The 22,103-nt window shown below is 61.6% G+C and carries 26 protein-coding genes and 1 tRNA gene; 11 read left to right on the top strand and 16 right to left on the bottom strand.

The window, feature by feature from the left end:
* Positions 1 to 98: 98 nt before the first annotated feature.
* Both AC1965_RS05870 and AC1965_RS05865 read left to right on the top strand, forming a co-directional pair.
* Positions 99 to 797: a glutathione S-transferase family protein gene (locus tag AC1965_RS05870; RefSeq protein WP_483886351.1), complete on the top strand. Its 699-nt coding sequence runs from the start codon at positions 99 to 101 to the stop codon at positions 795 to 797.
* The gene (locus tag AC1965_RS05865) at positions 797 to 2,170 is read left to right on the top strand and encodes an L-serine ammonia-lyase (RefSeq protein WP_483886350.1); all 1,374 of its coding nucleotides are present in this window, start codon (positions 797 to 799) and stop codon (positions 2,168 to 2,170) included. Before AC1965_RS05870 ends, AC1965_RS05865 begins: the two co-directional genes overlap by 1 nt.
* Positions 2,171 to 2,255: 85 nt before the next feature.
* On the opposite strand, the gene AC1965_RS05860 is transcribed toward AC1965_RS05865, so the two are convergent.
* Both AC1965_RS05860 and AC1965_RS05855 read right to left on the bottom strand, forming a co-directional pair.
* Entirely contained in the window at positions 2,256 to 3,194 is a 939-nt protein-coding gene (locus AC1965_RS05860) for an NAD(P)-dependent oxidoreductase (RefSeq protein ID WP_483886349.1), read from the bottom strand.
* 68 nt (positions 3,195 to 3,262) lie between these two features.
* A complete protein-coding gene (locus tag AC1965_RS05855) occupies positions 3,263 to 3,556 on the bottom strand; it encodes a hypothetical protein (protein WP_483886348.1) in 294 nt (97 codons plus the stop codon).
* Between the two features lie 109 nt (positions 3,557 to 3,665).
* Here AC1965_RS05855 and AC1965_RS05850 point away from each other — a divergent pair, with 109 nt between their 5' ends.
* A complete protein-coding gene (locus AC1965_RS05850; protein WP_483886347.1) occupies positions 3,666 to 4,577 on the top strand; it encodes a pirin family protein in 912 nt (303 codons plus the stop codon).
* 391 nt (positions 4,578 to 4,968) lie between these two features.
* On the opposite strand, the gene AC1965_RS05845 is transcribed toward AC1965_RS05850, so the two are convergent.
* Positions 4,969 to 5,553, bottom strand: a complete 585-nt coding sequence (locus AC1965_RS05845; RefSeq protein WP_483886346.1) for a TetR/AcrR family transcriptional regulator — start codon at positions 5,551 to 5,553, stop codon at positions 4,969 to 4,971.
* A gap of 75 nt (positions 5,554 to 5,628) precedes the next feature.
* Here AC1965_RS05845 and AC1965_RS05840 point away from each other — a divergent pair, with 75 nt between their 5' ends.
* The 5 genes from AC1965_RS05840 (at position 5,629) to AC1965_RS05820 (ending at position 10,387) form a co-directional block, all read left to right on the top strand.
* On the top strand, positions 5,629 to 5,934 hold the full coding sequence (locus AC1965_RS05840) for a hypothetical protein (RefSeq protein WP_483886345.1): 306 nt from the start codon (positions 5,629 to 5,631) through the stop codon (positions 5,932 to 5,934).
* A gap of 69 nt (positions 5,935 to 6,003) precedes the next feature.
* Positions 6,004 to 7,290 (top strand): homoserine dehydrogenase, encoded by a 1,287-nt coding sequence (locus AC1965_RS05835; RefSeq protein ID WP_483886344.1) that lies wholly within the window; start codon positions 6,004 to 6,006, stop codon positions 7,288 to 7,290.
* Positions 7,291 to 7,465: 175 nt separating this feature from the next.
* Complete coding sequence (gene glpX / locus AC1965_RS05830; protein WP_483886343.1) at positions 7,466 to 8,434, top strand: class II fructose-bisphosphatase; 969 nt, start codon at positions 7,466 to 7,468, stop codon at positions 8,432 to 8,434.
* A gap of 61 nt (positions 8,435 to 8,495) precedes the next feature.
* Positions 8,496 to 10,235, top strand: coding sequence for a single-stranded-DNA-specific exonuclease RecJ (gene recJ / locus AC1965_RS05825; protein ID WP_483886342.1), 1,740 nt, complete (start codon positions 8,496 to 8,498; stop codon positions 10,233 to 10,235).
* Positions 10,236 to 10,312: 77 nt separating this feature from the next.
* Positions 10,313 to 10,387: transfer RNA gene (locus AC1965_RS05820), tRNA-Glu, on the top strand.
* 20 nt (positions 10,388 to 10,407) lie between these two features.
* On the opposite strand, the gene AC1965_RS05815 is transcribed toward AC1965_RS05820, so the two are convergent.
* From AC1965_RS05815 to AC1965_RS05800, 4 genes are all read right to left on the bottom strand, one after another.
* The gene (locus AC1965_RS05815) at positions 10,408 to 11,478 is read right to left on the bottom strand and encodes a tyrosine-type recombinase/integrase (protein ID WP_483886341.1); all 1,071 of its coding nucleotides are present in this window, start codon (positions 11,476 to 11,478) and stop codon (positions 10,408 to 10,410) included.
* Positions 11,475 to 11,657: a hypothetical protein gene (locus tag AC1965_RS05810; protein ID WP_483886340.1), complete on the bottom strand. Its 183-nt coding sequence runs from the start codon at positions 11,655 to 11,657 to the stop codon at positions 11,475 to 11,477. Before AC1965_RS05810 ends, AC1965_RS05815 begins: the two co-directional genes overlap by 4 nt.
* Positions 11,658 to 11,667: 10 nt before the next feature.
* Positions 11,668 to 12,162 carry a hypothetical protein gene (locus AC1965_RS05805; RefSeq protein WP_483886339.1) on the bottom strand — a complete coding sequence of 165 codons (495 nt, stop codon included), beginning with the start codon at positions 12,160 to 12,162 and terminating at the stop codon, positions 11,668 to 11,670.
* Positions 12,163 to 12,246: 84 nt separating this feature from the next.
* A complete protein-coding gene (locus tag AC1965_RS05800) occupies positions 12,247 to 12,633 on the bottom strand; it encodes a hypothetical protein (protein WP_483886338.1) in 387 nt (128 codons plus the stop codon).
* Positions 12,634 to 12,707: 74 nt separating this feature from the next.
* On the opposite strand from AC1965_RS05800, the gene AC1965_RS05795 reads away from it, so the two are divergent.
* Together AC1965_RS05795 and AC1965_RS05790 are read left to right on the top strand one after the other, a co-directional pair.
* A complete protein-coding gene (locus AC1965_RS05795; RefSeq protein ID WP_483886337.1) occupies positions 12,708 to 12,938 on the top strand; it encodes a helix-turn-helix domain-containing protein in 231 nt (76 codons plus the stop codon).
* Entirely contained in the window at positions 12,935 to 13,492 is a 558-nt protein-coding gene (locus AC1965_RS05790) for a hypothetical protein (protein ID WP_483886336.1), read from the top strand. Before AC1965_RS05795 ends, AC1965_RS05790 begins: the two co-directional genes overlap by 4 nt.
* Before the next feature lie 114 nt (positions 13,493 to 13,606).
* On the opposite strand, the gene AC1965_RS05785 is transcribed toward AC1965_RS05790, so the two are convergent.
* The 9 genes from AC1965_RS05785 to AC1965_RS05745 all read right to left on the bottom strand — a co-directional run bounded on the left by AC1965_RS05785 (position 13,607) and on the right by AC1965_RS05745 (position 20,443).
* Positions 13,607 to 14,671, bottom strand: a complete 1,065-nt coding sequence (locus tag AC1965_RS05785) for a phage portal protein (protein ID WP_483886335.1) — start codon at positions 14,669 to 14,671, stop codon at positions 13,607 to 13,609.
* A gap of 2 nt (positions 14,672 to 14,673) precedes the next feature.
* On the bottom strand, positions 14,674 to 15,252 hold the full coding sequence (locus tag AC1965_RS05780; RefSeq protein ID WP_483886334.1) for an HK97 family phage prohead protease: 579 nt from the start codon (positions 15,250 to 15,252) through the stop codon (positions 14,674 to 14,676).
* Positions 15,252 to 16,487 (bottom strand): phage major capsid protein, encoded by a 1,236-nt coding sequence (locus tag AC1965_RS05775; protein ID WP_483886333.1) that lies wholly within the window; start codon positions 16,485 to 16,487, stop codon positions 15,252 to 15,254. The genes AC1965_RS05780 and AC1965_RS05775 overlap by 1 nt, the downstream gene beginning before the upstream one ends.
* On the bottom strand, positions 16,480 to 16,830 hold the full coding sequence (locus AC1965_RS05770; RefSeq protein ID WP_483886332.1) for an HNH endonuclease: 351 nt from the start codon (positions 16,828 to 16,830) through the stop codon (positions 16,480 to 16,482). The genes AC1965_RS05775 and AC1965_RS05770 overlap by 8 nt, the downstream gene beginning before the upstream one ends.
* A complete protein-coding gene (locus AC1965_RS05765; RefSeq protein WP_483886993.1) occupies positions 16,827 to 17,162 on the bottom strand; it encodes a phage head closure protein in 336 nt (111 codons plus the stop codon). The genes AC1965_RS05770 and AC1965_RS05765 overlap by 4 nt, the downstream gene beginning before the upstream one ends.
* Positions 17,159 to 18,862: a terminase TerL endonuclease subunit gene (locus AC1965_RS05760; RefSeq protein ID WP_483886331.1), complete on the bottom strand. Its 1,704-nt coding sequence runs from the start codon at positions 18,860 to 18,862 to the stop codon at positions 17,159 to 17,161. Before AC1965_RS05760 ends, AC1965_RS05765 begins: the two co-directional genes overlap by 4 nt.
* 395 nt (positions 18,863 to 19,257) lie before the next feature.
* On the bottom strand, positions 19,258 to 19,488 hold the full coding sequence (locus AC1965_RS05755; RefSeq protein ID WP_483886330.1) for a hypothetical protein: 231 nt from the start codon (positions 19,486 to 19,488) through the stop codon (positions 19,258 to 19,260).
* Positions 19,485 to 20,033: a head-tail connector protein gene (locus AC1965_RS05750; RefSeq protein ID WP_483886329.1), complete on the bottom strand. Its 549-nt coding sequence runs from the start codon at positions 20,031 to 20,033 to the stop codon at positions 19,485 to 19,487. The genes AC1965_RS05755 and AC1965_RS05750 overlap by 4 nt, the downstream gene beginning before the upstream one ends.
* On the bottom strand, positions 20,030 to 20,443 hold the full coding sequence (locus tag AC1965_RS05745; protein ID WP_483886328.1) for a hypothetical protein: 414 nt from the start codon (positions 20,441 to 20,443) through the stop codon (positions 20,030 to 20,032). Before AC1965_RS05745 ends, AC1965_RS05750 begins: the two co-directional genes overlap by 4 nt.
* A gap of 368 nt (positions 20,444 to 20,811) precedes the next feature.
* On the opposite strand from AC1965_RS05745, the gene AC1965_RS05740 reads away from it, so the two are divergent.
* Entirely contained in the window at positions 20,812 to 22,005 is a 1,194-nt protein-coding gene (locus AC1965_RS05740) for a GAF domain-containing sensor histidine kinase (RefSeq protein WP_483886327.1), read from the top strand.
* Positions 22,006 to 22,103 lie beyond the last annotated feature (98 nt).

The raw sequence follows: 22,103 nt of genomic DNA, 5'->3' as shown, positions 1-22,103 counted from the left end.
TCGCGCGCTTTGTGTATCGCAGGCGGTGTCGCGCGTTTCACCGCACAACAGGTCGCTTTTGACTGCACAGCCTACAATAGAACCGCTATCACCGCGATATGACCTATATCCTGCACTACGCCCCCGACAATGCATCGCTGATCATCCGCATGGCGCTGGATCATCTGGGGGTGCCGTTCCGCGCCGCTTTGGTCGAGCGGCGCACCCGCGCGCAACAAAGCGATGCCTTTCGCGCGCTTAATCCCAATGGGTTGATCCCGGTGCTGGAAACCCCCGATGGGGCGTTGTTCGAAACCGGGGCGATCCTGCTGTGGCTGGCCGATACCCATGGCGGGCTTGGCCCTGCGCCGGGCGATGCCGGACGCGGTGATTTCCTCAAGTGGCTGTTCTTTCTGGCCAATACGGTGCACCCCGGCCTGCGGCGACTGTTCTATCCGCAAAATTACATCGCCCCCGATCATGTCGCGGCCCTGCACGCCGGGACGCTGGCGGACCTGCGTCGGCACTATGCCACATTGGATGCGCAGGCGGCACGCGGCCCGGGCTGGCTGCTGGGCGGTGACGGGCCAAGCTGCCTTGATTTCTACGCGGGCGCCTTGCTGCGCTGGCCCGCGCTATACCCCAGCGATCAGCCGCGCGACTGGTTTGTGCTGTCACAGTACCCCGCCCTCGCACGGCTTTGCGCAGCATTAGAAGCCCTGCCGGCAACGCACGACTTGCAAAGCGCCGAAGGTCTGGGCGATACCCCCTTTACCGCACCGCAGCCCCCTACCCCTCCAGAAGGAAGCGCGACCTGATGTTTCTCTCGGTCTTCGACATGTTCAAAGTGGGCATTGGCCCCTCATCCTCGCACACCATGGGGCCCATGGTGGCCGCCGCGCGGTTCCTGGACCAGATGCGCGCCTCGCCGTTCAAATTTGCAGGGCTGCGCGCCTCGCTGCATGGCAGCCTCGCCTTTACCGGCGTTGGCCACGCCACCGACCGCGCGACGATCCTGGGCCTCGCCGGGTTCACCCCGCAGGACTACGACGCCGAAACGGCTGAGGCGGTACTGGCCCAGATCAACGACACCCGCACTATTACCGTTGAGGGCCTGCCGGAACTGCGGTTCGACCCCAAGGCGGATATGATTTTCGACTACGACACCAAGCTGGCTGGCCACGCCAATGGCATGATGTTGATGGCGACCGATGCCCAGGGCGACGTGGTGCTGCGCGAGACCTATTATTCGATCGGCGGCGGTTTCGTTATGACCGAAAAAGAGCTGGCCGCAGGCAAGGATACAGACGAAGGCGCCCCGGTGCCTTTCCCCTTTAAGTCCGCCGCGGAAATGCTTGAAATGGCGGCAAAGTCCGGCAAAACCATCGCGGCGATGAAACGCGCTAACGAGGAATCTCGCGGCGGGGCCGACAACCTGCGCGAGGGGTCAAAGCGGCTGTGGCAGGTGATGAACGACTGCATCAACCGCGGGCTGGTCACAGATGGCATCCTGCCCGGCGGCCTGAGCGTGAAACGCCGCGCCAAGGGGATTTACGACGCCCTGCTGGCCGAACGCGGACAGAACCAGTCGCCGCCGCATACCATCAACGACTGGATGAGCGTCTATGCCATGGCCGTGAACGAGGAAAACGCCGCTGGTGGCCAGGTTGTGACCGCCCCCACCAACGGGGCGGCAGGCGTCATGCCCGCGACGTTGCGCTATTATCTTGATCACGTGCCCGGCGCATCCGAGGCACATATTGAGGATTTCCTGCTGACCGCTGCCGCCATCGGCGGGCTGGTGAAATACAACGCGTCGATTTCGGGGGCCGAGGCGGGTTGTCAGGCCGAAGTCGGATCGGCCGCCGCCATGTCAGCCGCAGGTCTCTGCGCCGTGATGGGCGGCAGCCCGGAGCAGATTGAAAATGCAGCAGAAATCGCGCTGGAGCATCATCTGGGCATGACCTGCGATCCGGTGCGCGGGCTGGTGCAGGTGCCTTGCATCGAACGCAACGGGCTGGGCGCGATCAAGGCGGTTTCTGCAGCGTCACTGGCGTTGCGCGGCGACGGCACCCATCTGGTGCCGCTGGATGCCTGTATCGAAACCATGCGCCAGACCGGCGAAGACATGAGCGAGAAATACAAGGAAACCTCGCTGGGCGGCTTGGCGGTGAATGTGCCCAATTGTTAAGCGTCGGGCGTCGTTGAGGGGTTGAGGGGGCATTCCTCCCCCTCAAACTCCCCCCGAGGAATATTTTGACCAAAAAGAGAGAGAGTCAGGGTTTGACCTCATAGCCGCGCTCTTCGGGTTCGGTGTCGATCAGTTCCGTTGCGAATCCCGGTGCGGTGATATCAAGGCCCGTGGCGTCTTCCAGCCGTTCGATGATGCGGTCGGATTGGGCGCGTGGGCCATAGCGGGTCTGGCCGTCGGTCATGATGTCGATCACCAGGGGTGAGAGTTCCAGCGGCACGGCGTGGCTGTCGGCGATTTTCTGGAACAGGCCGATGTCCTTTTGCACAAGGTCCATGGTAAAGTTCACGTCCCGGTTGCCCGACAGGATCAGCTGGCTTTCGGTTTCATGCACAAACGACGTGCCAGACGACATGGCGATGGCGTGGTAGGTCGTGGCAAGGTCCATCCCCGCCGCCTTCATCACTGTCAGCGCCTCGCAAAGCGCGACCAGATGGGTGGTGGCAAGGTAGTTCGTCATCACCTTGAGCGTGCTGGCACTGCCCAGTGGCCCGGTGTGCAGCACACGGCGGCCCATGATGGTCAGCAGCGGCAGCACCTGGTCGAATGTGGCCCGGTCACATCCGGCAAAGATGCTGATGTTGCCGGTATCGGCCCGGTGGCAGCCGCCCGACACCGGACAGTCCACCGCAGCGCCACCCCGCGCGATGACGTCTTTTGCGAGGCGCTGCACCTCGTCTGCATCGGTGGTCGACATTTCCAGCCAGGTCTTGCCCGGTCCCACATACGGGAGCATCTGGTCAAGCACCGCCGCACAGGCCGCCGGGCTGGGCAGGCAGGTGATCACCACGTCGCAGCCTTGCATCATTTGCGCCGGGCTCTGGCCGGGCGTCGCGCCGCCTGCGCATTTGGCGGCGACAAGGCCCGCGTCCAGATCATATACCTGCAACGCCACCCCGTTGCGCAGCAGACTGCCTGACAGTTTGCCACCGACGTTGCCCAGCCCGATAAACCCTACCTGCATGACGTGCCTCCCTTGCGGTTTGGCCCAGTTCAGCGCGTCACGTCAGGCCGGTCGCGTCCATTTGCGACCTATTGCGGCGGTGTGCTCCGGCGCACATTGCCATGCCAGTCTTGGCCGGGAATGACGATGTCGCCCGTTCCTGCCGGGGAGATCAACGCAGGTGTCATCGCGATAAGGCCAAGCACGATGAGAACGACAAGTGTCGCCGCACTCAGGCCGCGCCATTTGTGCGAATAAGTGAGAGGTGTTTCGTTAGAGCTGTAGTAAGTCATGGTGCGCCCCTTCTTGAGCAATTGGTGATGCGCAAAGGTGATCTGCGTCGCACCATAAGTAAAACGAATGTTTGTTTGATATAGCTTCACGGAACGTGATCTATCTGCGCATCTGCGCACAGGCATCGTTCGCGCCCGCGTCATTGCCGCCTGTCCCTGCCGCGCCTATCTATGCTGTACGCAAACAAGGAGACGACCCATGTCCCTCAGACCCACATTGGAGACCCGCCGCGCCGTCCCTACGATGGAAGGTGCCGGGGTCAAACTGCACCGCGCCTTTGGCTTTCAAAACCCGTCCGAGCTGGACCCCTTTCTGCTGTTCGACGACTTTCGCAACGATCATCCGGCAGATTTCGAAAAGGGGTTCCCGTGGCACCCGCACCGCGGGATTGAGACCATCACCTATGTGCTGGAAGGCACGGTTGCGCATGCGGATTCGCTGGGCAATACCGGCGACCTGACAGCAGGTGATGTGCAATGGATGACCGCCGGATCGGGCATCCTGCATCAGGAAATGCCGCGCGGGAATGCGGCGGGGCAAATGCATGGTTTTCAGCTCTGGGGCAATCTGCCAAGCGCGCAGAAGATGACCGCCCCGCGCTATCAGGATATGAAATCGGCCGATATCCCGGTGGTCACCGACGATGATGGCACCCGCGTTAAGGTGATTACCGGAGAATTCTGGGGCAAGCGTGGCCCGGTCGATGGTATCGCGGCTGATCCGCAGTATCTTGATATATTTGTCCCGGCGGGCGTGAGAAAGACATTCCGCGTCGATACCTACCGACGCGCCTTTGCCTATGTGTTTCAGGGGGCCGGTGCTTTTGCCGATGCCTCGGCCCCATCTGGCGTGCTGCTGGAAAAAGAAGTGGCGGGTGAAGAGGTCAACATCCGCGATATGTCGGGCGACCGTACGCTGATCCGTTTTGGCACAGGCGATGAAGTCACGGTGCAGGCCGGGCCCGAGGGCATCCGGTTTCTGCTGATTTCCGGCGCGCCGATCGAAGAGCCCGTGGCATGGCACGGCCCCATCGTGATGAACACCCGCGCCGAGCTGCAACAGGCGATGCGGGATCTGAACAATGGGACGTTCATTAAACCGGCGCACTGAAGACTGTTGCGCATTAAACCGGCGCACTGAAGACTGTTGCGCATTCTGCGGACCGAAAAACCGTTGCGCGCCCTGCGCACGCTCGGGTCAGCGGTCCTTAACCCCGCTGGCCTAAAACTCTGCCCTGTCATGACACGCCAAAGGGCTTTCACCCCTGCGGCATCCTAAGGCAGGAGCAGAGGCCCAAACCATCGGGCCATCTCTGACCGGTTCAGAAATGCGGGGGAAACCCCGTCTCACCACTCCGATCTGGCGGCGCCGCCTTTTTTAACGGCCCTTGACGATCCAGACATGTCGAACTTACAGCCACCGCCGGAGAATACTCCGCGCGGGCCAAAACGCATGGCCGGGGTCAACCGGACTTGTGTCATGACCTGGCAGCAAAAGGCACCTACGCGGCGACGGATTTGCGCACCATATCCCAATACTGCGCCACCACCTCATCGAGCGACAGCCGCCCGCCCGCGCGGAACCACGTATTGACGCCGGTCAGCATGGCGATGATCGCCAGCGTCACGATCTTGGTATCGGCCACGGCGAAATCGCCCGACGCAACCCCGGCGCGCAGAATTGCTTCCAGCCGGTCTTCGTACTGGCGGCGCAGCCCCTCGATCACCGTAAAGTTTTGGGGCGTGAGGTTACGCAGTTCCATATAGGCGATGAACACCTCGTCCGGGCGATCGGCGTGAAAACGGATGTGGAATTCGACAAAATCATGCAGCCGCTGCGGTGCGTCTTGCGCTGCATTGTCCGGCGCTTCGTCCAGCAGATCACCCATATGCACCTGCATCAGGTCGAACAGCAGACTTTGCTTGTCCGGCGTGTAGTTATAAAGCGCGCCTGCCTGCACGCCGACCTCGGCCGCAATCGCGCGCATCGACACGGCGGCATATCCGCCGCGTGCAAACAGACGCAGTGCTGCGGCGCGCACGCGCGGGCCTGTGATGTCGGAATGTGAACCTGTGGTACGTGCCATGGCGGCAAATTAATGAACAATTGTTCAAAAGCAAACCCCGCTTGCGCAACCCTTATTGCTGGTGCAAAACAAGTCATGATCCGCGCCCTTGCCCCCATTGTCCTGCTGCTGACCCTTGGGTCGCTGACGGCCTGCACGCAGTTCCCGGCACTGGACGCCACGATCACCCCCGAACTTGAGGCCGCCGATTACCCCGCGCTGGTCCCGCTTGACCCGCTGCTGGCACAGGCCGAGGCCGGGCGCATCGACCCTGTTCAGACCGAGGCGGCCCTGAGTGCCCGTGTGGCCCGCCTGCGCGCCCGCGCGGCACGGCTGCGCGGATCGGTGATTACCGGGGCCGAACGGGTGCGCCTGACGGAAGGGCTGCGCCCCGCGGTGTAAACCCCGCGTTGCACGCCCGCGCCGAACCCGCTACATCGCCCCAAACCTCAGATCAAAAGGACCACACGCATGTCAGACCCGCTTCGCCTTGGGATCGCCGGATTGGGAACTGTGGGCGTGGGCGTGCTGCGCATCATCAGACAGCAGGCTGCATTGCTTGAGGCGCGCACCGGACGTGCCATCCAGATCAGTGCCGTATCGGCCCGCACCCGCGACCGGGACCGCGGCGTATCGCTGTCGGGCTACGCCTGGGAGGATGATCCGGTCAAACTGGCGGTGCGCGATGATGTGGATGTCTTTGTTGAACTGATGGGTGGCGCTGATGGCCCGGCCAAGGCGGCAACCGAAGCAGCCCTTGCAGCGGGTAAACATGTGGTAACAGCGAACAAGGCGATGCTGGCCATTCACGGACAGGCCTTGGCCGAACAGGCCGAGGCCGCGGGCTGCGCCCTGCGCTACGAAGCCGCTGTCGCGGGCGGCATCCCGGTGATCAAGACCCTGATGGAAGGGTTGGCGGGCAATAGTATCACCCGGATCATGGGTGTGATGAACGGGTCGTGCAATTACATCCTGACGCGGATGGAGAACTCGGGCAAAACCTATCAGGAAATCTTTGCCGAAGCTGATGGGCTGGGCTATCTCGAAGCCGATCCGCAGCTTGACGTGGGCGGTATCGACGCCGCGCACAAGCTCGCGATCCTGTCTGCCATCGCCTTTGGTACGCGTGTGGATTTTGACGGTATCCAGCTTGAGGGGATCGAGCGGGTGGCCATCGAAGACATCCGCGCCGCCGCCGACATGGGGTACAAGATCAAACTGCTGGGCGTGACCCAGAAAACCGGGCGTGGGCTGGAACAGCGCATGATGCCCTGCCTCGTGCCCGACAGCTCGCCCTTGGGTCAGTTGGATGGCGGCACCAACATGGTGGTGATCGACGGCGACGCCGTGGGTCAGATCGTGCTGCGCGGCGCCGGTGCGGGCGAAGGCCCAACTGCCAGTGCCGTGATGGCCGACGTCTGCGACATCGCACGCGGGTTGCGCGGCCCGGTCTTTGGCCAGCCCGCGACAACCCTTGAGCACGCCACCGCAGCGCTCAGCCAGCGCCCCGCCCCTTACTACTTGCGTATGGCCCTGGTCGACAAACCCGGCGCGCTGGCCAAGATCGCCACAGCTCTGGGCGAAGCCGGTGTCAGCATCTACCGGATGCGGCAATACGAACACGCCGATGTATCGGCCCCGGTGCTGATCGTCACGCACAAGACCAGCCGCAGCGCGCTGGACGATGCCCTGTCCAAGATGGACAAGACTGGCGTGCTGGCCGGCGCGCCTGTGGCCCTTCGGATCGAAGAAGTATAAAAACTGCTCCCGCTTTTTTGGACCACACGTTCGGCCTGACCAACTCCGCAAGCGCCCAGTGCACAGCGGCCAGCCGCGTGCGGGCTCCGCAGACCCGCCCCCACCCAAAACTTGTGCCTTTGCCCGCGCAGCGTTACAGGGGGGCGCAACGCGCTTATCAACAAGGATCCCGTCCATGACCGCTACTGCCACATTCCAAGACCGCATGTTGTCGCTGGGCCTCGCCCGCGTGTCCGAAGCCGCCGCACTGGCCTCGGCCAAACTGATCGGCAAGGGTGACGAAAAAGCCGCTGATCAGGCCGCCGTCAACGCCATGCGCGAACAGCTCAACCTGCTGGACATCGCAGGGGTCGTGGTGATCGGCGAAGGCGAACGCGACGAGGCACCGATGCTTTATATCGGCGAAGAGGTTGGCACCGGCAACGGCCCCGGTGTCGACATCGCGCTGGACCCGCTGGAAGGCACCACACTGACCGCCAAGGACATGCCCAACGCCCTGACCGTAATCGCTATGGGGCCGCGCGGTTCAATGTTGCACGCGCCCGACACCTATATGGACAAACTGGCCATCGGCCCGGGCTTTGACATCGACACCGTGACACTGGCGATGTCGCCCGGTGAACGGGTACATGCGCTGGCCCGCGCCAAGGGTTGCGCCGCCTCTGACATCACCGTCTGCATTCTTGAACGCCCGCGCCACGAGGAAATGATTGCCGAAGTCCGCGCCACCGGCGCCGCGATTCGCCTGATCACCGATGGGGACGTCGCAGGCGTCATGCATTGCGCCGATCCGGCGACGGGTATCGACATGTACATGGGTGCCGGCGGCGCGCCCGAAGGCGTGCTGGCTGCCGCCGCGCTGAAATGTATGGGCGGGCAGATGTACGGCCGCCTGCTGTTCCGCAACGATGACGAAAAAGGCCGCGCCACCAAGGCCGGTATCACCGATTTCGACCGCGTTTATACCCGCGACGAAATGGTCACCCAGGATGTGATCTTTGCCGCCACCGGTGTGACCGGCGGCACCATCCTGCCCGGCGTCAAACGCGAACCCGGCTGGCTGACCACCGAAACCCTGATCATGCGGTCACGCACCGGCTCAGTACGGCGGATCAACTACCGCACACCCGTCGACAAGCTCTGAGCGCATTCGGCCACCATCGGTGGCCGGGCACGGGTGACATCATCATAAAACGGGGTGGGACATGAGCTTTCTCGGCGTTGAGACATCTTTGACGGGTCGGCGCTGGGTCGGCCCCGGCATCGAGGTGGAGCGCGCAGCGGAACTGCTGGTGCAACGCGCAGGCCTGCCCGCCCCGGTTTGTCAGGTGCTGGCCCGTCGCGGCGTGACCCCAGACGAGGCGGCGGGTTTCCTCGCCCCTGCTCTGCGCGATCTGATGCCTGACCCGCGCAGCCTGCGCGACATGGAGAAAGCGGCGAAGCGTTTCCTCGCCGCCTTTAAATCCCGCCAGCGCATTGCCATCTTTGCCGACTACGACGTCGACGGCGGATCGTCCGCCGCGCTGCTGCTGGTCTGGCTGCGCGACATGGAGCACCGGGCAACGCTTTATATCCCCGACCGCATCGACGAAGGTTATGGCCCCAACGACGAGGCGATGGCGGCACTGGCGGCGGATCACGACCTGATCGTCTGCGTCGATTGCGGCACGCTGTCTCATGGCCCGATCGCTGCCGCCAAAGGCGCCGATGTGATCGTGCTGGATCACCACCTGGGCGGGGAAACCCTGCCCGACGCGCTTGCGGTGGTAAACCCCAACCGCCAGGACGAAGACGGCAACCTGTCACACCTCTGCGCCGCGGCAGTCGTATTTCTGATGCTGGTCGAAGCGGGTCGCCAGTTGCGCGACGCAGGTGACAAAGGCCCCGACCTGATGGCGCTGCTGGATCTGGTGGGGCTGGCCACTGTGGCCGACGTGGCCCCGCTGATCGGCGTCAACCGCGCTTTTGTGCGTCAGGGCTTGCGGGTGATGGCCCGGCGCGAACGTGTCGGACTGGCGGCGCTGGCCGATGTCGCCCGCATGGACACCGCGCCTGCCGCCTATCACCTTGGCTTTCTGCTGGGGCCGCGCATCAACGCGGGCGGGCGTATCGGGCAGGCCGATCTGGGCGCCCGGCTGCTGGCGACCGATGACCCGCATGAGGCCGCCGCTCTGGCCGAACGGCTGGATCAGCTGAACACGGAACGCCGCGAGGTTGAGGCTGCCGTGCGGGCAAGCGCGCTGGATCAGGCCGAGACGCGTGGCTTTGACGCACCGCTGGTCTGGGCGGTCGGCCCCGGCTGGCACCCCGGCGTGGTCGGCATTGTCGCCGCGCGTCTGAAAGAGGCATCAAACCGCCCTGCCGTGGTGATCGGCGTTGAGGACGGCATCGGAAAAGGCTCGGGCCGCTCGGTCAGCGGTATCGACCTGGGCGCACCGATCCAGCGGCTCGCAGCCGAAGGGCTGCTGATCAAAGGCGGCGGGCACAAGATGGCCGCAGGCCTCAGCGTGGCGGAAGACAAGATCGACGCGGCGATGGCGCGCTTGGGCGAGCTGCTGGCCAATCAAGGCGCCCATCTGGCAGGCCCCGCCGACCTGAGTGTCACCGGCATGCTGATGCCCGGTGCCGCCACGGTGGAACTGGCCGAGATGGTTGAACAGGCCGGGCCGTTTGGCGCCAGCGCCTCGGCCCCGCGCTATGTCTTTGCCGACATGCAGATCAAATTTGCCAAGCGCGTCGGCGAAAACCACCTCAAGATCAGCTTTGGTGATGGTCTGGGTGCCACCCTTGACGCCATCGCCTTTGGCGCCTTTGACGGGCCGCTTGGCCCCGCATTGGAAAACCATGGCGGCGCCCGGTTTCATCTGGCGGGGCGGCTGGACATCAACACATGGCGCGGACGGCAGTCGGTACAGCTGCGTCTGGAAGACGCCGCACCGGCCTGAAGCATTTTTCTGCACTTTTTTCGAAATTTCCACTTGCGCCCTCTGGGGCAATTGCCTAATGAACCGCACACAACAGTGGCCCGTTCGTCTATCGGTTAGGACGTCAGGTTTTCAACCTGAAAAGAGGGGTTCGACTCCCCTACGGGCTGCCACTTGTTCCGCTAATGCGTTGTTATTCATTAGCTTTTCCTTCCTTCCTGTCCAACTCGGTGGGTAGGTTGGACACTTTCCCAGAATTCAGTTTCGCAAACCCACTGTCGGCAAGACGCGCGCGATTTGCCTTTTTGGTGTAGACTGCCGCCTGTGTCGTGTCGGCGTGCGCAAGGTAAGACGCGATCTCCCATTCCGATGCCCCGGCGTCTGCAAGTCTGGTGGCCCCGGCCTTCCGCAGGCCGTGCAGCGATCCGGGGACACCGGCCTCGGCGCATCTGTCGCGGAACCAATTGCCCAGCGATGCGATGGCATATGGCTTGTCGCTCTTGTCCTGGGTGACGAATAGCAGACGGTCCTTAGGGACGTGGCGCAATTCTTCGGCCAATTCCGACAGGATCGGCATGTCAGCAGCAACGGCGGTCTTGTGCCTGCGATAGGCAATCCGACCATCCTTGACGTGCTGGCGACCGACGCGGGCAAGGTCTTGACGCGCCATGCCGGTATTGAGGGCCAACAACATCACCAGCCGCGCCTTCGTGGTCGGGCCGTGCCGATCAAGGAAGCGGCTAACCTCATCATCCGTCCATGTGTGGAAGCCGTCCGGGTTCGTTTTCATCCGTTCGGCATGACGGGCCGGGTTAGGGCCAGTGTAGCCGAGCTTTTTTGCCGCAAAGTTGAACAGCATCGACAGGTTTTTCTTGACCGTGTTCGCGGCGGTTGGGCCGCTCTTCTTCGACATTAGGGCTTCGACGTGCCGAACTTCCAACCGCTCGAATTGATACTTGCCAGCCTCATTACGCAGCCAATCCAGCTCAAGCCGGATCGTCCGCTTGCGGCTGTCTGACAGGTTCTGAAAACGCAGGCTGCGCAAGTATTGCTCGATCAGCCATGCGAGGGTGCCTGCAAGGGCGGTCGATGCATTCGAGGACTTGGAACCGGCAAGCGCGGCCTCGTATGCCGCCAGAAATTCAGGCGAGCCGTAAGGGCCGGAAATGTTGATGCGGAAATCACCACGCTCAAATTTCCAATAGATGCGGCCTTTGACCACGTTCTTGCGGACGCCCGGATATTTATTCTTGCGGCGCGTCATTTCAGCAGCTCGTCGGGATCAGGGCCAGCGGATTGAGCCGCCGCGCCTTCGGGAAACACGGCAACGCGACCCGTGGCGTGATCAACCTCGACCCTGCCAATGCGCAGCCCGGCAGACAATGCGGCTTGCAATGTACGCTTGATTTCGGACTGTGACACAATTGTGCGGCGGGCTGTCATGCTTCTCTCCTCAGGCGCTTTCGCCAGACCAAACTTTCAGACGCGCATTTAATCCTGCTTGAATACCGTTCAGGCTAAAACAGATCGTGGCGATCTCGGAGCCTACCTGCCCTGCGAAAAACGATGGGGGTTGGTCGGCGTGGTTTGCGCTCCAATCGTCGTTAAAACCGCTCAACGGAAAGTCGATACGGGTCTCCCCATCTTCCAGCCCAGAGCGCATCGCCGCTGCAATCTGGCACGCGTACATGGCGGCAACCTTCTTGCTCAACGCGGGCTTCCGATCACCGGGCTTCAATGCGTCATGACCGCTTGCGCCATAGACCCGCAACAGGAAGGCGTAGACAAAAAGGCCGCACAGATCCGCATTGTCCCAAAACCGCCCGATAGATGCCTGTGCTTGGGGCGCGCATTGGTAGATGCCGCTCGCGATATCCTCGTTCAGACGCTGGCGGTCCAATCCGACCACGTCGCATGCCGCAGATGTAGGCAATTTTTTCAAAGTCATTCTCTCACTCCGTTGACGCGTTATGCAATAACAAATAGCGATTGCCTGCCGGGTAAGTCAATAGCGAAGTTCGCTAGGCCAAAATCACGCGGGAAAGTCACCTAGATAGCGGTGGCGCGGAGCGTTAATGACCTTCCCCTCTGCCCTGTCCCGCTCAAACCAGACAGATTTCTCGTACCTCTCGAACCCACTCACCTGCCCGTCAATGTGCAGTTGGGCGTATTTCGGATTGGGAAGGTCCAGCGCCATAGCCTCGCGCATCCGGTATGCAGCGTAGGCTTTAGCTGCGATAATGTTTGAAGCCTCCCAGCCCTGCCATGTTTCTAGCTCTTGGATCACATCAAGGAGCGCCCCGCTTGCAGGGCGCGCGACGGACGGCATGGTCATGGAGATCCCCGCCACCGGAAAAGCGGCCAGAAGGCTGCGGCGGGACATGGCGGGGCTGGTCGCGCAAACGCGTTCTTTGGTCATTGTCAGGGTCTCCATTTACGAGTATGATCTAATTAGACCATACTCGTTTTGGTCTAATTAGATCAAGAGGAAATATGACAATTGCAGCTCAGTTACGCGCCGCTCGCTCCTTGATAGGGAAATCACAGACAGCCACCGCCCGAGATGCAGGTGTGTCAGTGTCCACTCTGAAGCGAGCAGAAGGAACAATTCAGCCGCCCGCATCGGAAGCAGCAATCGCAGCAATTCGTGCATCCCTCGAGGCTGATGGAATCGAATTTATTGCTGAGAATGGCAAAGGTGCAGGCGTGAGGTTAGTGAAATGAGCTTCCTAAGCAGCATCGTAGATTCACAGTTTTGGCAAGCAATTCTTATTTTTTTTCTCACATCGATAGCTGCGGTAGTCTTTAGGTCTCGCGGTCGCCTTCGTTATGGTTTTTCCCAAGGCTTTAATTACCGTCTGCGCAATTTAGACGAGTCAAATGCTCTAGTTCTTACGCAGCAAATTTGGGTACTGAATTCAGGCAGAGCGGTCATCGATGACGTTGAAGTAGTTTTCAATTTTAAGCCGCAGCATTATGAAATATGGCAACCTCGCCAATACGAAGAAACCGTGCTTCCTGACGGCCGGATGGTCTTAAAGTTCTCATACTTGGCTGGGCAAGATCAGTTTACGATTGCGCTCCTCGAAACCCAGCGTCCAGAGCTACCATGGGTATCTGGAATACGAAGCAGGTCCGGAATTGGAAAGCAATGGAACCTCGTTCCAAAACGACAATTTCCAAATTGGGTAAACCGTTTGGGGTGGTTTTTGATAACATCAGGTGTTACATTCGTTGGCGTTTTAATCTTGGCCGTATTTCGCTGGGTACAAACCTAGAGAGCGCGCGCCGCGCCCGGTAATTTGGACGCCGGGCCGCGCGCTGTCGGGGTTGTTGCGGTACTCGCCGACTAAACCGGATCACATGGCGAAAGACAGCCAAGGGTGATCGCCTTATCTCTCCCAATCAACCATGCGCATTGCCCCGGAAACATCAGCCGGGGCAATGTCAGCGGCTTTCGCCTCGGCCAGTGTCTTGATGATCGCTGAAAGCGCGCGTGCGCGTCCGCCTGCGTCGAAGGCTTGCAAGGGCCGGATCGTGTCAATTGTCACCTGTGCGCCGAGTTTAGCCGTCGCCTCGTCTGCCAGCAGGGATGCGATGGGCTGCAAGGTCCAGATTGCGAGCTGGCGTTGCGCTTCGCGGACCACCGGGCCGGTTGCCGCTCGATTGAAGAATGACGGCAAAACGCCGTAGGCCATCCCGATGCCCTCGCGGGCTGCCGCCAGTGTCTCGGCTGTCATTGATTTCGACAGGTCCGGCGAAAGCTGATCAGGTTTCTGACCTATCGTTGGGTTCATCCCTGCCGCCGTCGCTTGAGCAACGCCCTCGATTACAAGAGTTGAACCGCGCCGCCCTTTGAACGCGCCTCGCATGGATGCCATGTCATCGGCGCCGGTGTCGGGCAACGGCACGATCAGGCTGCCGAGCGGGGCATTCTCGAAAGTCTCTGAAAGAGCCGTTTCCACCGCATGAAGCATTCCACCGGTCAGGCTCGACCGTCGCAAGGGCGCGCTGCCTGCCCATGGCGTCAGGTTATCCGAACCGATGCGCAGGTGCAGCACCTCTGCCGCAAGTGCCGTCTGCGACCGCCCGCCGGTTGCCTCAGGCAGTGTCAGGCGATAGGCGCGCGGGCGTCCGTCGCGTGTGGTCACGTCCCAATCGGTCGCAGGCACGAGGCCCAGCTCGGTAATCAGAAAAACAGCTTCACCATTAAGCGCGACGGCGCGGGCGATCATCGCCATGCTCTGCCGTGTCAGCAGGTTGGTGCCGGTCACGTCTGCCATCGCGAAACCGCCTTCCCAGAGCGAAACGCAGCTCTGCACGGTCGCCGTCAGCTCGGCCACGCCGCGCCGTCCGGTGATATAGCCATCGCGCGCAGTCATCACTTGCGCGGTGTAGCTTGAACCATTCGCCCGTGCCTCGATCGGGCGCAGCTTGTTCTTGAACCATCCGAGCATATTCACCTCCATCGGATTGCGGGGTGACGATCCACCACGCGTTGCGCGACTTTCGCCACGGGTTGCCAATTGCGAGCCTCGATCTGGGCTTGCGGATAGGCCGGTTTCGTGACGGCGCTGATCTCGATCAGGTCAGCCGCGCGGATCGTGCGCAGGATCGCATCGCCGCGCTCTTCGACCGTCTCTCCACCTGGGCGGACCCGAAAGCCCGGTGACAGGCCCCGAACCAGTCCGGCGGAATGTGCCGACAGAAAGTCGCGAACATAGGACACTTGCCCCATGTCGGCGCCGATCGTCGCCTCAATGGTCAAGGCGTCGTCGGTTTCCGTCAAAGACAGACTGCCGGCTGATCGTGACGCCAGAGGTTTGTTGAAGTCATGGCCGGAAAGGAAATGCACATCCTCGCCCCGGTCCAGCCGATCCGCAAAGGCGCGGGCTGCAATCATCTCTCGACGCTCACGCCCCGCGCCCATGCGCTCGGCCAGCACCGTTTCCCGGCCATATGGGAAGGTTGCCCGAAGGCGGATTTCTCCGCCCTCGGTGCGCAGCTCAAGGCTGCCGGTGTGAGCACCCCAGAGCATTATGCGCCCGCCAGCCCGGTCAGGATGCGGGTTTGCAAACCGCGCGGCACGGTAAAGTCAGCCGTCACCAGCCCCGTCAGAACCAGCGAACCGGAACCCGCTTTCGTGTAGGGGTCGCGGATCAGGTCAACGCCGCCGTAGATGCCCAGATAACCCGGTGCCACGCCCTGCACATTGGCAGTCATGATCGCCGCGGCGTCGGGGATGACGTTGCTGATCGCCGGGGTGCCGACATGCTTTGTCAGACGGTCCCATTCCGAAACAGCGGTGCCAGCGATCAGAGCCTCGTCCAGATCGGCCCAGATCGCCGGATCAAAGGCAAGATTGACTTGGCTGGCGGACGTGATCGCGTTGGCTTCCATGAAGGCGACGATCTCGGCACGGAACGCGCCCCACGTCGCCGCAGCCGTGACTGCGGTGGACTGGATGCCGTAGGTCGCCGCGCCGGGGATGACGCCCATAGGCTCGCCGGTCGCGCCGCTGCCATTGATAACCACGCGGTCCAGCTCGGCCCCGATCACTGCATTCAGATCCCGCCGGATGGCTGCCTCAAGCCCTTCGCCGCTTTGCTTCATCGCCTTGCGGCTGATGACCATCTGCGCACCGCCGGTGTGATCAGGGGACAGGCTGCGCTCGGTCGTGGCATATTTCTTTTGCGCCCCAACGTCGCCCAGCTCGGTCGTTTGCCAGCCAAATATTGCGCCCGAAGTCGCGACAGGAAAGGCCAGTGACCCTTGTGCGATGCTGATCCGCTCGATGCCCAGCCGCTCGGCAACAGAGCCGGGGAAAATGCGGTCGATGATCGGGCGGATTGCCTTCGGATCAGGAACACCGCTTGCAATGGTTTCGCCCGCGCGGGTTTCCAGAGCTGCCAGCGGAACCGGGATGCCCTGATAACCGCCGAGACTGCGCATCTCGTCGATGATCTCTTTAGTTGCACCGTCCAGCGCCCTGCCCTCGTCCAGCGCAAAGGCGACTTGGCGCAGCTCGAAACGGCCCATCACTTCGGCCCATTCACGATCCGAGCGGGTTTCCAGCTCGTCGCCTGCCTCACGGCGTTCAGTATCCTCGGCGGTCAGGGCTGCGCGATACCGTGTCTCATTCGAGCGATATTCCCGGTCCTGTTCGTCCATCTTTCGGATTTCATCCTCGGACGGGCTTTCCTTGCCCGCCAGCTCTGCCAGCGACTGCCGGATTTCCGACTGACGCCGGGCGATCTTCACACTATCAAGCATCCTTATTTTCCTTTTGCATGATGCCTCGTTTATCGGGCCGCGACAGCGACTCGACAGCTTGCCGCCAATCTTGGCGGGCCTCTCGGGGCGGGGGATGCCCGCACTCGATCCTTGTTTTTCTGGTGTGGCAACTCGGGCAAAGCGCCTGAAGGTTGCGCGGCTCATAGGACAGCTCGGGGTGCGTCCTGACGGGCTTGATGTGATCCACTTCCAAGCGCCCGCCGCAGCCGCAGGAACAGCAGCGATAGCGGTCACGCTCAAGGATTTCGGCGCGCAGCACCTGCCAGCGTTTGGTGCGGGTGATGCGTTTAGAATAGCGGTGATGATCGCGGCGAATGCTCATTGATCGGCCCTCGCGGAACAGGTCAGTTCCAACATTCGGCGGCGACGGTCCGGCGTTTCCTTAATTCCGGTGATGTTGAATTCGCGGCCCTCGCAGGTCAGCCGATCAGTTGGGTCAAGGTCAGCAGTGAAACCGCTCCACCGGACAGTGAACCGCGTCGTGATCGTGGCTTGCACCTCGCCCGCGCTGAACCGTTCCGCATCACTGATGTCACGCTTTGCAGCGAAAACAGGCTCGCCGTGATCGTGCCATTCCTCGACTTGGCCGAAACCATCGTCGACCAGAACGGCACGGCGGAATTGCACCCGTCGATCCAGTTTCCCGGCATTCAAAACCATTGCATCCTCGCTTTCGATTTGGGTTGAGCTGCGATCCGCGCACCTTGGGCAATTGCCAGCACCGATGCGGCCGCAGCGTCGATCCGGCCAGTGGATCGCGCCTTGGCAATCTTGATGTTGTTGGCGGGGTCGCGCAGGCATACCGTGTCGCCGAACGCCGCGCGCAGCAGCAGGGACGGTTTGGCCTTCACAAGCCCATCGTAACAGGCGCGCCGGAACCGTTCCGCATCTTCACCACCATCCCGGAAGCCCTGACCGCGCCAGACCAGAGGGGCGCGGATGCCCGCGCGGCTAATCGCTTCGCCCAGCTCGGCTTGCTTGTATCGGTCCATCGTGATCGCAATGACGGGCTGATCCTCAACATGGCGCATCACCTCGACCAGCCACGGCGCGACGGGAACGGTCTTATCGCCGAGAACGGAAAGCTCGCCCCGGTCGTGCATCTCGACGTATCGCCCGGCCACTCCGTCAGATTGCCCGCGATCCAAAAGACTGGGCATGGATGGAAAGGTGCCTTTGCATTCCAGCCGCCCCGTCTCGGGCCAGTAGAACGCCGCCGCCGTCATCGAAGCCGAGCCGCCAAGGTCGATCCCGATCACAACGCCGCCCTCTCGGGGGGGTAATGCGTCGGTTTCGCAGCCGAGCCATTCGTCCAGGGTGATTAGCAGATCACGCGATTCACCGGACACGCGCTCATTGCGATTGTAGAGCCGGAAACTTGTGAGGCTCGATCCGCCTCGCGCAATGGCCCGCTTGGCTTGAGCTTCCAGCCATTCCAGAGAACCGCCGATGCCATGAGGCGCGCCGGGGTTGGCGATCAGCAGGCTTTCGGCGTCATCGGCAGGAAGGCCCGGCGCAGGGCGATGCTCTTGAACGTAGGAACCCGGCGACGGATCGTCGATCCAGCGGGAAAACGGATGCGTGTCATCGCTGGCGCTTGTGCTGATCAGGAAGGCCCGGCCTTCACGCTTGCCCAGACCAGACAGCAGGGCGTGTTCCAGTTCGTCGCCGCGATCCAGCGCCCAATGCCCGCGCTCGTCAAGGATTGCCATCGTCGGCGCACCGCCAAGGGCTGATTTGCCGTCTGCCGCGATCACGCGCAGGATATGCCCGCCGCCGTCGCCCTCATATTCGATCTCTAGCCGGGGTGCGCGCCGGAAAATAAAGTGCCGCCGAATTTCCAAGGGCAGGCTGGCGATGAAGCCCGCCACAAAATCCCAGATGATGCGCCCCTGATCGCGCGTCCGCGCCGCTGCGATGATCTCGCGCCGGGGCTGGCGATCCCAGATGCCGATCAGACCGCCGAGCGCAAGGCCCGCCGTGATAGCTGATTTCCCGTTGCCGCGCCCGATGCTTAGAATGGCGTTGGCGGTGTCGTCGGCCATAGCGCCCTCAATGAATTGACGCTGAAAGGGTGCGAGCGTGACGGGTTTTCCGGCGTTCGGCCCCTCGGGGATGTGCAGGCTATGCATGAATTGCATAGCTCGCTCTGCCGGGGCCGCATTTTCCAGTTCCCCGCCGGGCGCGAAAATTGACAACTCTCCTCCCCGGTCCCGCGTGTCTGTCAAAGTCGCGGCATTGGTACCTAAATCGAAGAGGTCAGACTGTTCACGCTCGGAACGGCGCGGCGCAGGCGGGATGATCGAGCCATCGGCCTTGCACCATGTTCTTTGTTTCGTTGTTGCCTCGGTCATCGTCCAGCCTCTCGCGTATCTCTTCGTTCAATCGTTGCTCTATCTGCCCCTGCCAATCAGTTCAGACCCCGGTTGACGGTCAGAAAGCGGGTTAGTCCAGCGGGGTTGAAAACCCGCCTCCCGCCCTGACCGCCGCCATGTTGCCCTGCCAATTCAGACGAGCCCCAGCATTAGGTCAGACCTGCCTTTCCCTCGACTCGGTCCGCTCTCCCATGTTCACCGCCGTAGAGGGTGGCAGTGGGGCCTTGGGGCTTGGAGAGACCGCGAGACGCGGAATAGCTGCCCTTGTGCTGTGGCCCGTTACCCGGTAGCACTGTGATGCGGCAGACCCGGCTAACCCGTGAACGCCATCTGCCGCATAGGCCCGCCGTGTCACCGGCGGGCTTTCTTCTTTCTCACCTCTCGATCAGATCAATGTCCGGCTCGGGTGTGGTGCCCAACTCGGACACCAGCCGCCGCATGATCTGTTCTTGCTTTCCAGAGGGACGCCACGCTGCCCGCTTGCCGTGTCGGGAGATGGACCTGACGAAGCCCTTGAGCCAATCGTCTGTGCCCTCTGCCATCACGCGCCGCACAACCATGGGCCAGCGGAACGTCAGGATTTCATCCAACTCGCAGTCGGTCATACCTGCACCCCGCGATAGCGCGCGCCGATGCGGGCCATGTGCGGCGACGTGGTGAGTGACTTGGCGTCCATGGGGGACCGCCCGTCATAATGAAGTGCGGCTTGATCCATGAGGGCTTGGGCAAGGTCGTGGGGAATGTCAGATGCACCCTCGCCAAACCCTGCCTGATACTCGACAGTCATCTTGATGGGGGTCAGGTTGTAGTAGCTGTCCAGCCATTGAATGAAGGGCCGTATACCGCCCAGAAAGTTGAAGTCTGTAAAAGCCGCGCCGTCGATTGTGACGGTCGGCACGTCCCCATCGGCGACCGGCCCAATGGGAAGGATCAGGCCAAACTCTTGCGCAGGGTTGAAGATTGTCACGCGGATCGTCTGAGTCAGCAGGGCGATCTGGGCAAACTGTTCAATCTCCGCTGCCGCCGTGTGGCCCATGTTCGTGATTGCCAAAACGTCAGCGTTATCTTCTACGCGGATATGGGACTTGAGTTCATCGAGGGCGAAAGGCAACGCAGTGCCGAGCGCAGTGCGGTTCACAAGCATTTTCATGCGGCGATCTCCACTTCCGAGACATGGTTGCGGAACGCCATCTGCTCCTGAATGGGCAGTGCCTCGTAAGCCGCCAGCGCATACGCCTTGCGCTCTTTCAAAGAGGCGAAGGACGCCCACCAGCGCGCATCGTCCATTGGATTGAGGAAGGTCGGCAGCGGATAGTCGGCAAAGGTCAGGACCGCTTCGGCGACCAGCTCGGCCTGTTCCGGGGTATCCAGCGACCGAAGGACAGCCCACGCGAGAGCGGCGCGCTCCTCGACGGTCAGACGCGCCCTTGCTACGGTCGTGAAACCGGCCCATGCGTCTGCATTGCCGACGGTCAAAGTGTAGCCGATCACGCGCGACATGCGCTTGTGTTCCGGCTTCATGAAATTGCCGAGGTTGGACCGCTTTTTCGGGTTGGACAAAGCGCGAATTTCCGCTTTGTTATCAATGGGCGTATTGGCTCCGGTTGGACAACCTATGCCCTTGTTATCGCTGGAAACTGAAACAACCCTACGGGCTGCCACTTCCCCCATATCCATTTGATAAGGCTGGACGATCCCGATGGGGATACTGCCATGTAATCCGCAACTGCCCGGGCGATCCACGCGCTGCGGGGTGCTGGGCGATATAGGTGCTGTCCCCGAGGCCGGGGCGGTGCAAATATTGACAGCGGGGCAAAGTTCTGGTCCACGTTCCCGCATAAGGCGAAACCGGTTTTCCCGACCCATCAGACCGCCCTATTGGCACCATGACCATTAGACCTAGTTTCTAGAAAAGCGATGAGCACGATTTGAGACAGCAAACCGAACGCCACGACTTTCAGGATGACATTGACGAAATCGGGCGCAGCACGCTGGTGCCCACCCTTCTGGAAACGGTGACGATGGCCACCGGCATGGGGTTTGCCGCGGTGGCGCGGGTGACTGAATCGCGCTGGGTGACCTGCCGCGCAGTGGACAAGATTTCCTTTGGGCTTGAACCGGGCGACGAGTTGGATGTTGAAAGCACACTGTGCCACGAGGTCCGGCTTTCTGATGCGGAAATCGTCATCGACGACGTCAAGAACGACCCGGAGTTTTGCAGCCATCACACCCCCGCGACCTACGGCATCCAGAGCTATATCTCGATTCCGATCCGCCGGCAGGACGGATCGTTCTTTGGCACGCTCTGCGCAATCGACCCGCACCCGCACAAGCTGAAGAATCCGCAGGTGCTGGACATGTTTCGTCTGTTCGCCACGATGATCGGTGACAGTCTGGAAACCGATGCCAAGCTGCTGGAAAGCGAATTGGCCGTGCAGAAAGAGCGCAAGCTGGGCGAAATTCAGCAGGAATTCATCGCCATCCTCGCACATGACCTGCGCAACCCTGTCAGCGCCCTGGATGCCGGGCTACGCATGATCGGGCGACAGGACACCGACGAATCGACGGCACATGTGGTGTCGTTGATGAAGGCATCGCTGGGCCGGATGCACAATTTGATCGAAAACCTTCTTAGCCGCGCCCGGCAACAGCATGACGGTGGTATTGTTGTTGTCCGTGATGCCGCAGAACCGCTTGCGCCGGTGATTTTGCAAATCATCGCTGAATTCAAGGCGATATCGCCCGATCAAGACATCGAATATGATATCGACCTTCCCGAAAACATCGACTGCGACCGCGACCGGATCGCACAGATGGTATCCAACCTTGTTGGCAATGCCATCGCCCACGGGACCACGGGCCGGACGATCTGGGTCAACGCAAAACTTGACGGCGGCGCGTTTCTTTTGTCCGTCCGCAACGAAGGCGCGATGCTCCCCCCCGCCCAACTGTCCGATCTGTTTCTGCCGTTCCATCAGGGCACCTCGGAAAAGCGGCGCGAGGGGCTGGGCCTTGGACTTTATATTGCGTCAGAGATCGCCAAAGCCCATGGCGGTACGCTGAGCGTCACGTCCGAAGACGGACAGACCGAGTTTACCTTTCGGATGCCGCTGGACGACTAGTGTCGACCAAATAGCCGCAGGCAGATTGAGGCAACAAGTGGCCGCAATGCGCCAAACTGTCGGCCCATTACTGCGATCTCCCGCCTGCCCGATACGCG

This window comes from Sulfitobacter sp. KMM 9851, from assembly GCF_057178245.1.
Note: the sequence above shows the minus strand (reverse complement) of the source record. Positions and strands in the feature narration are given on the sequence as shown.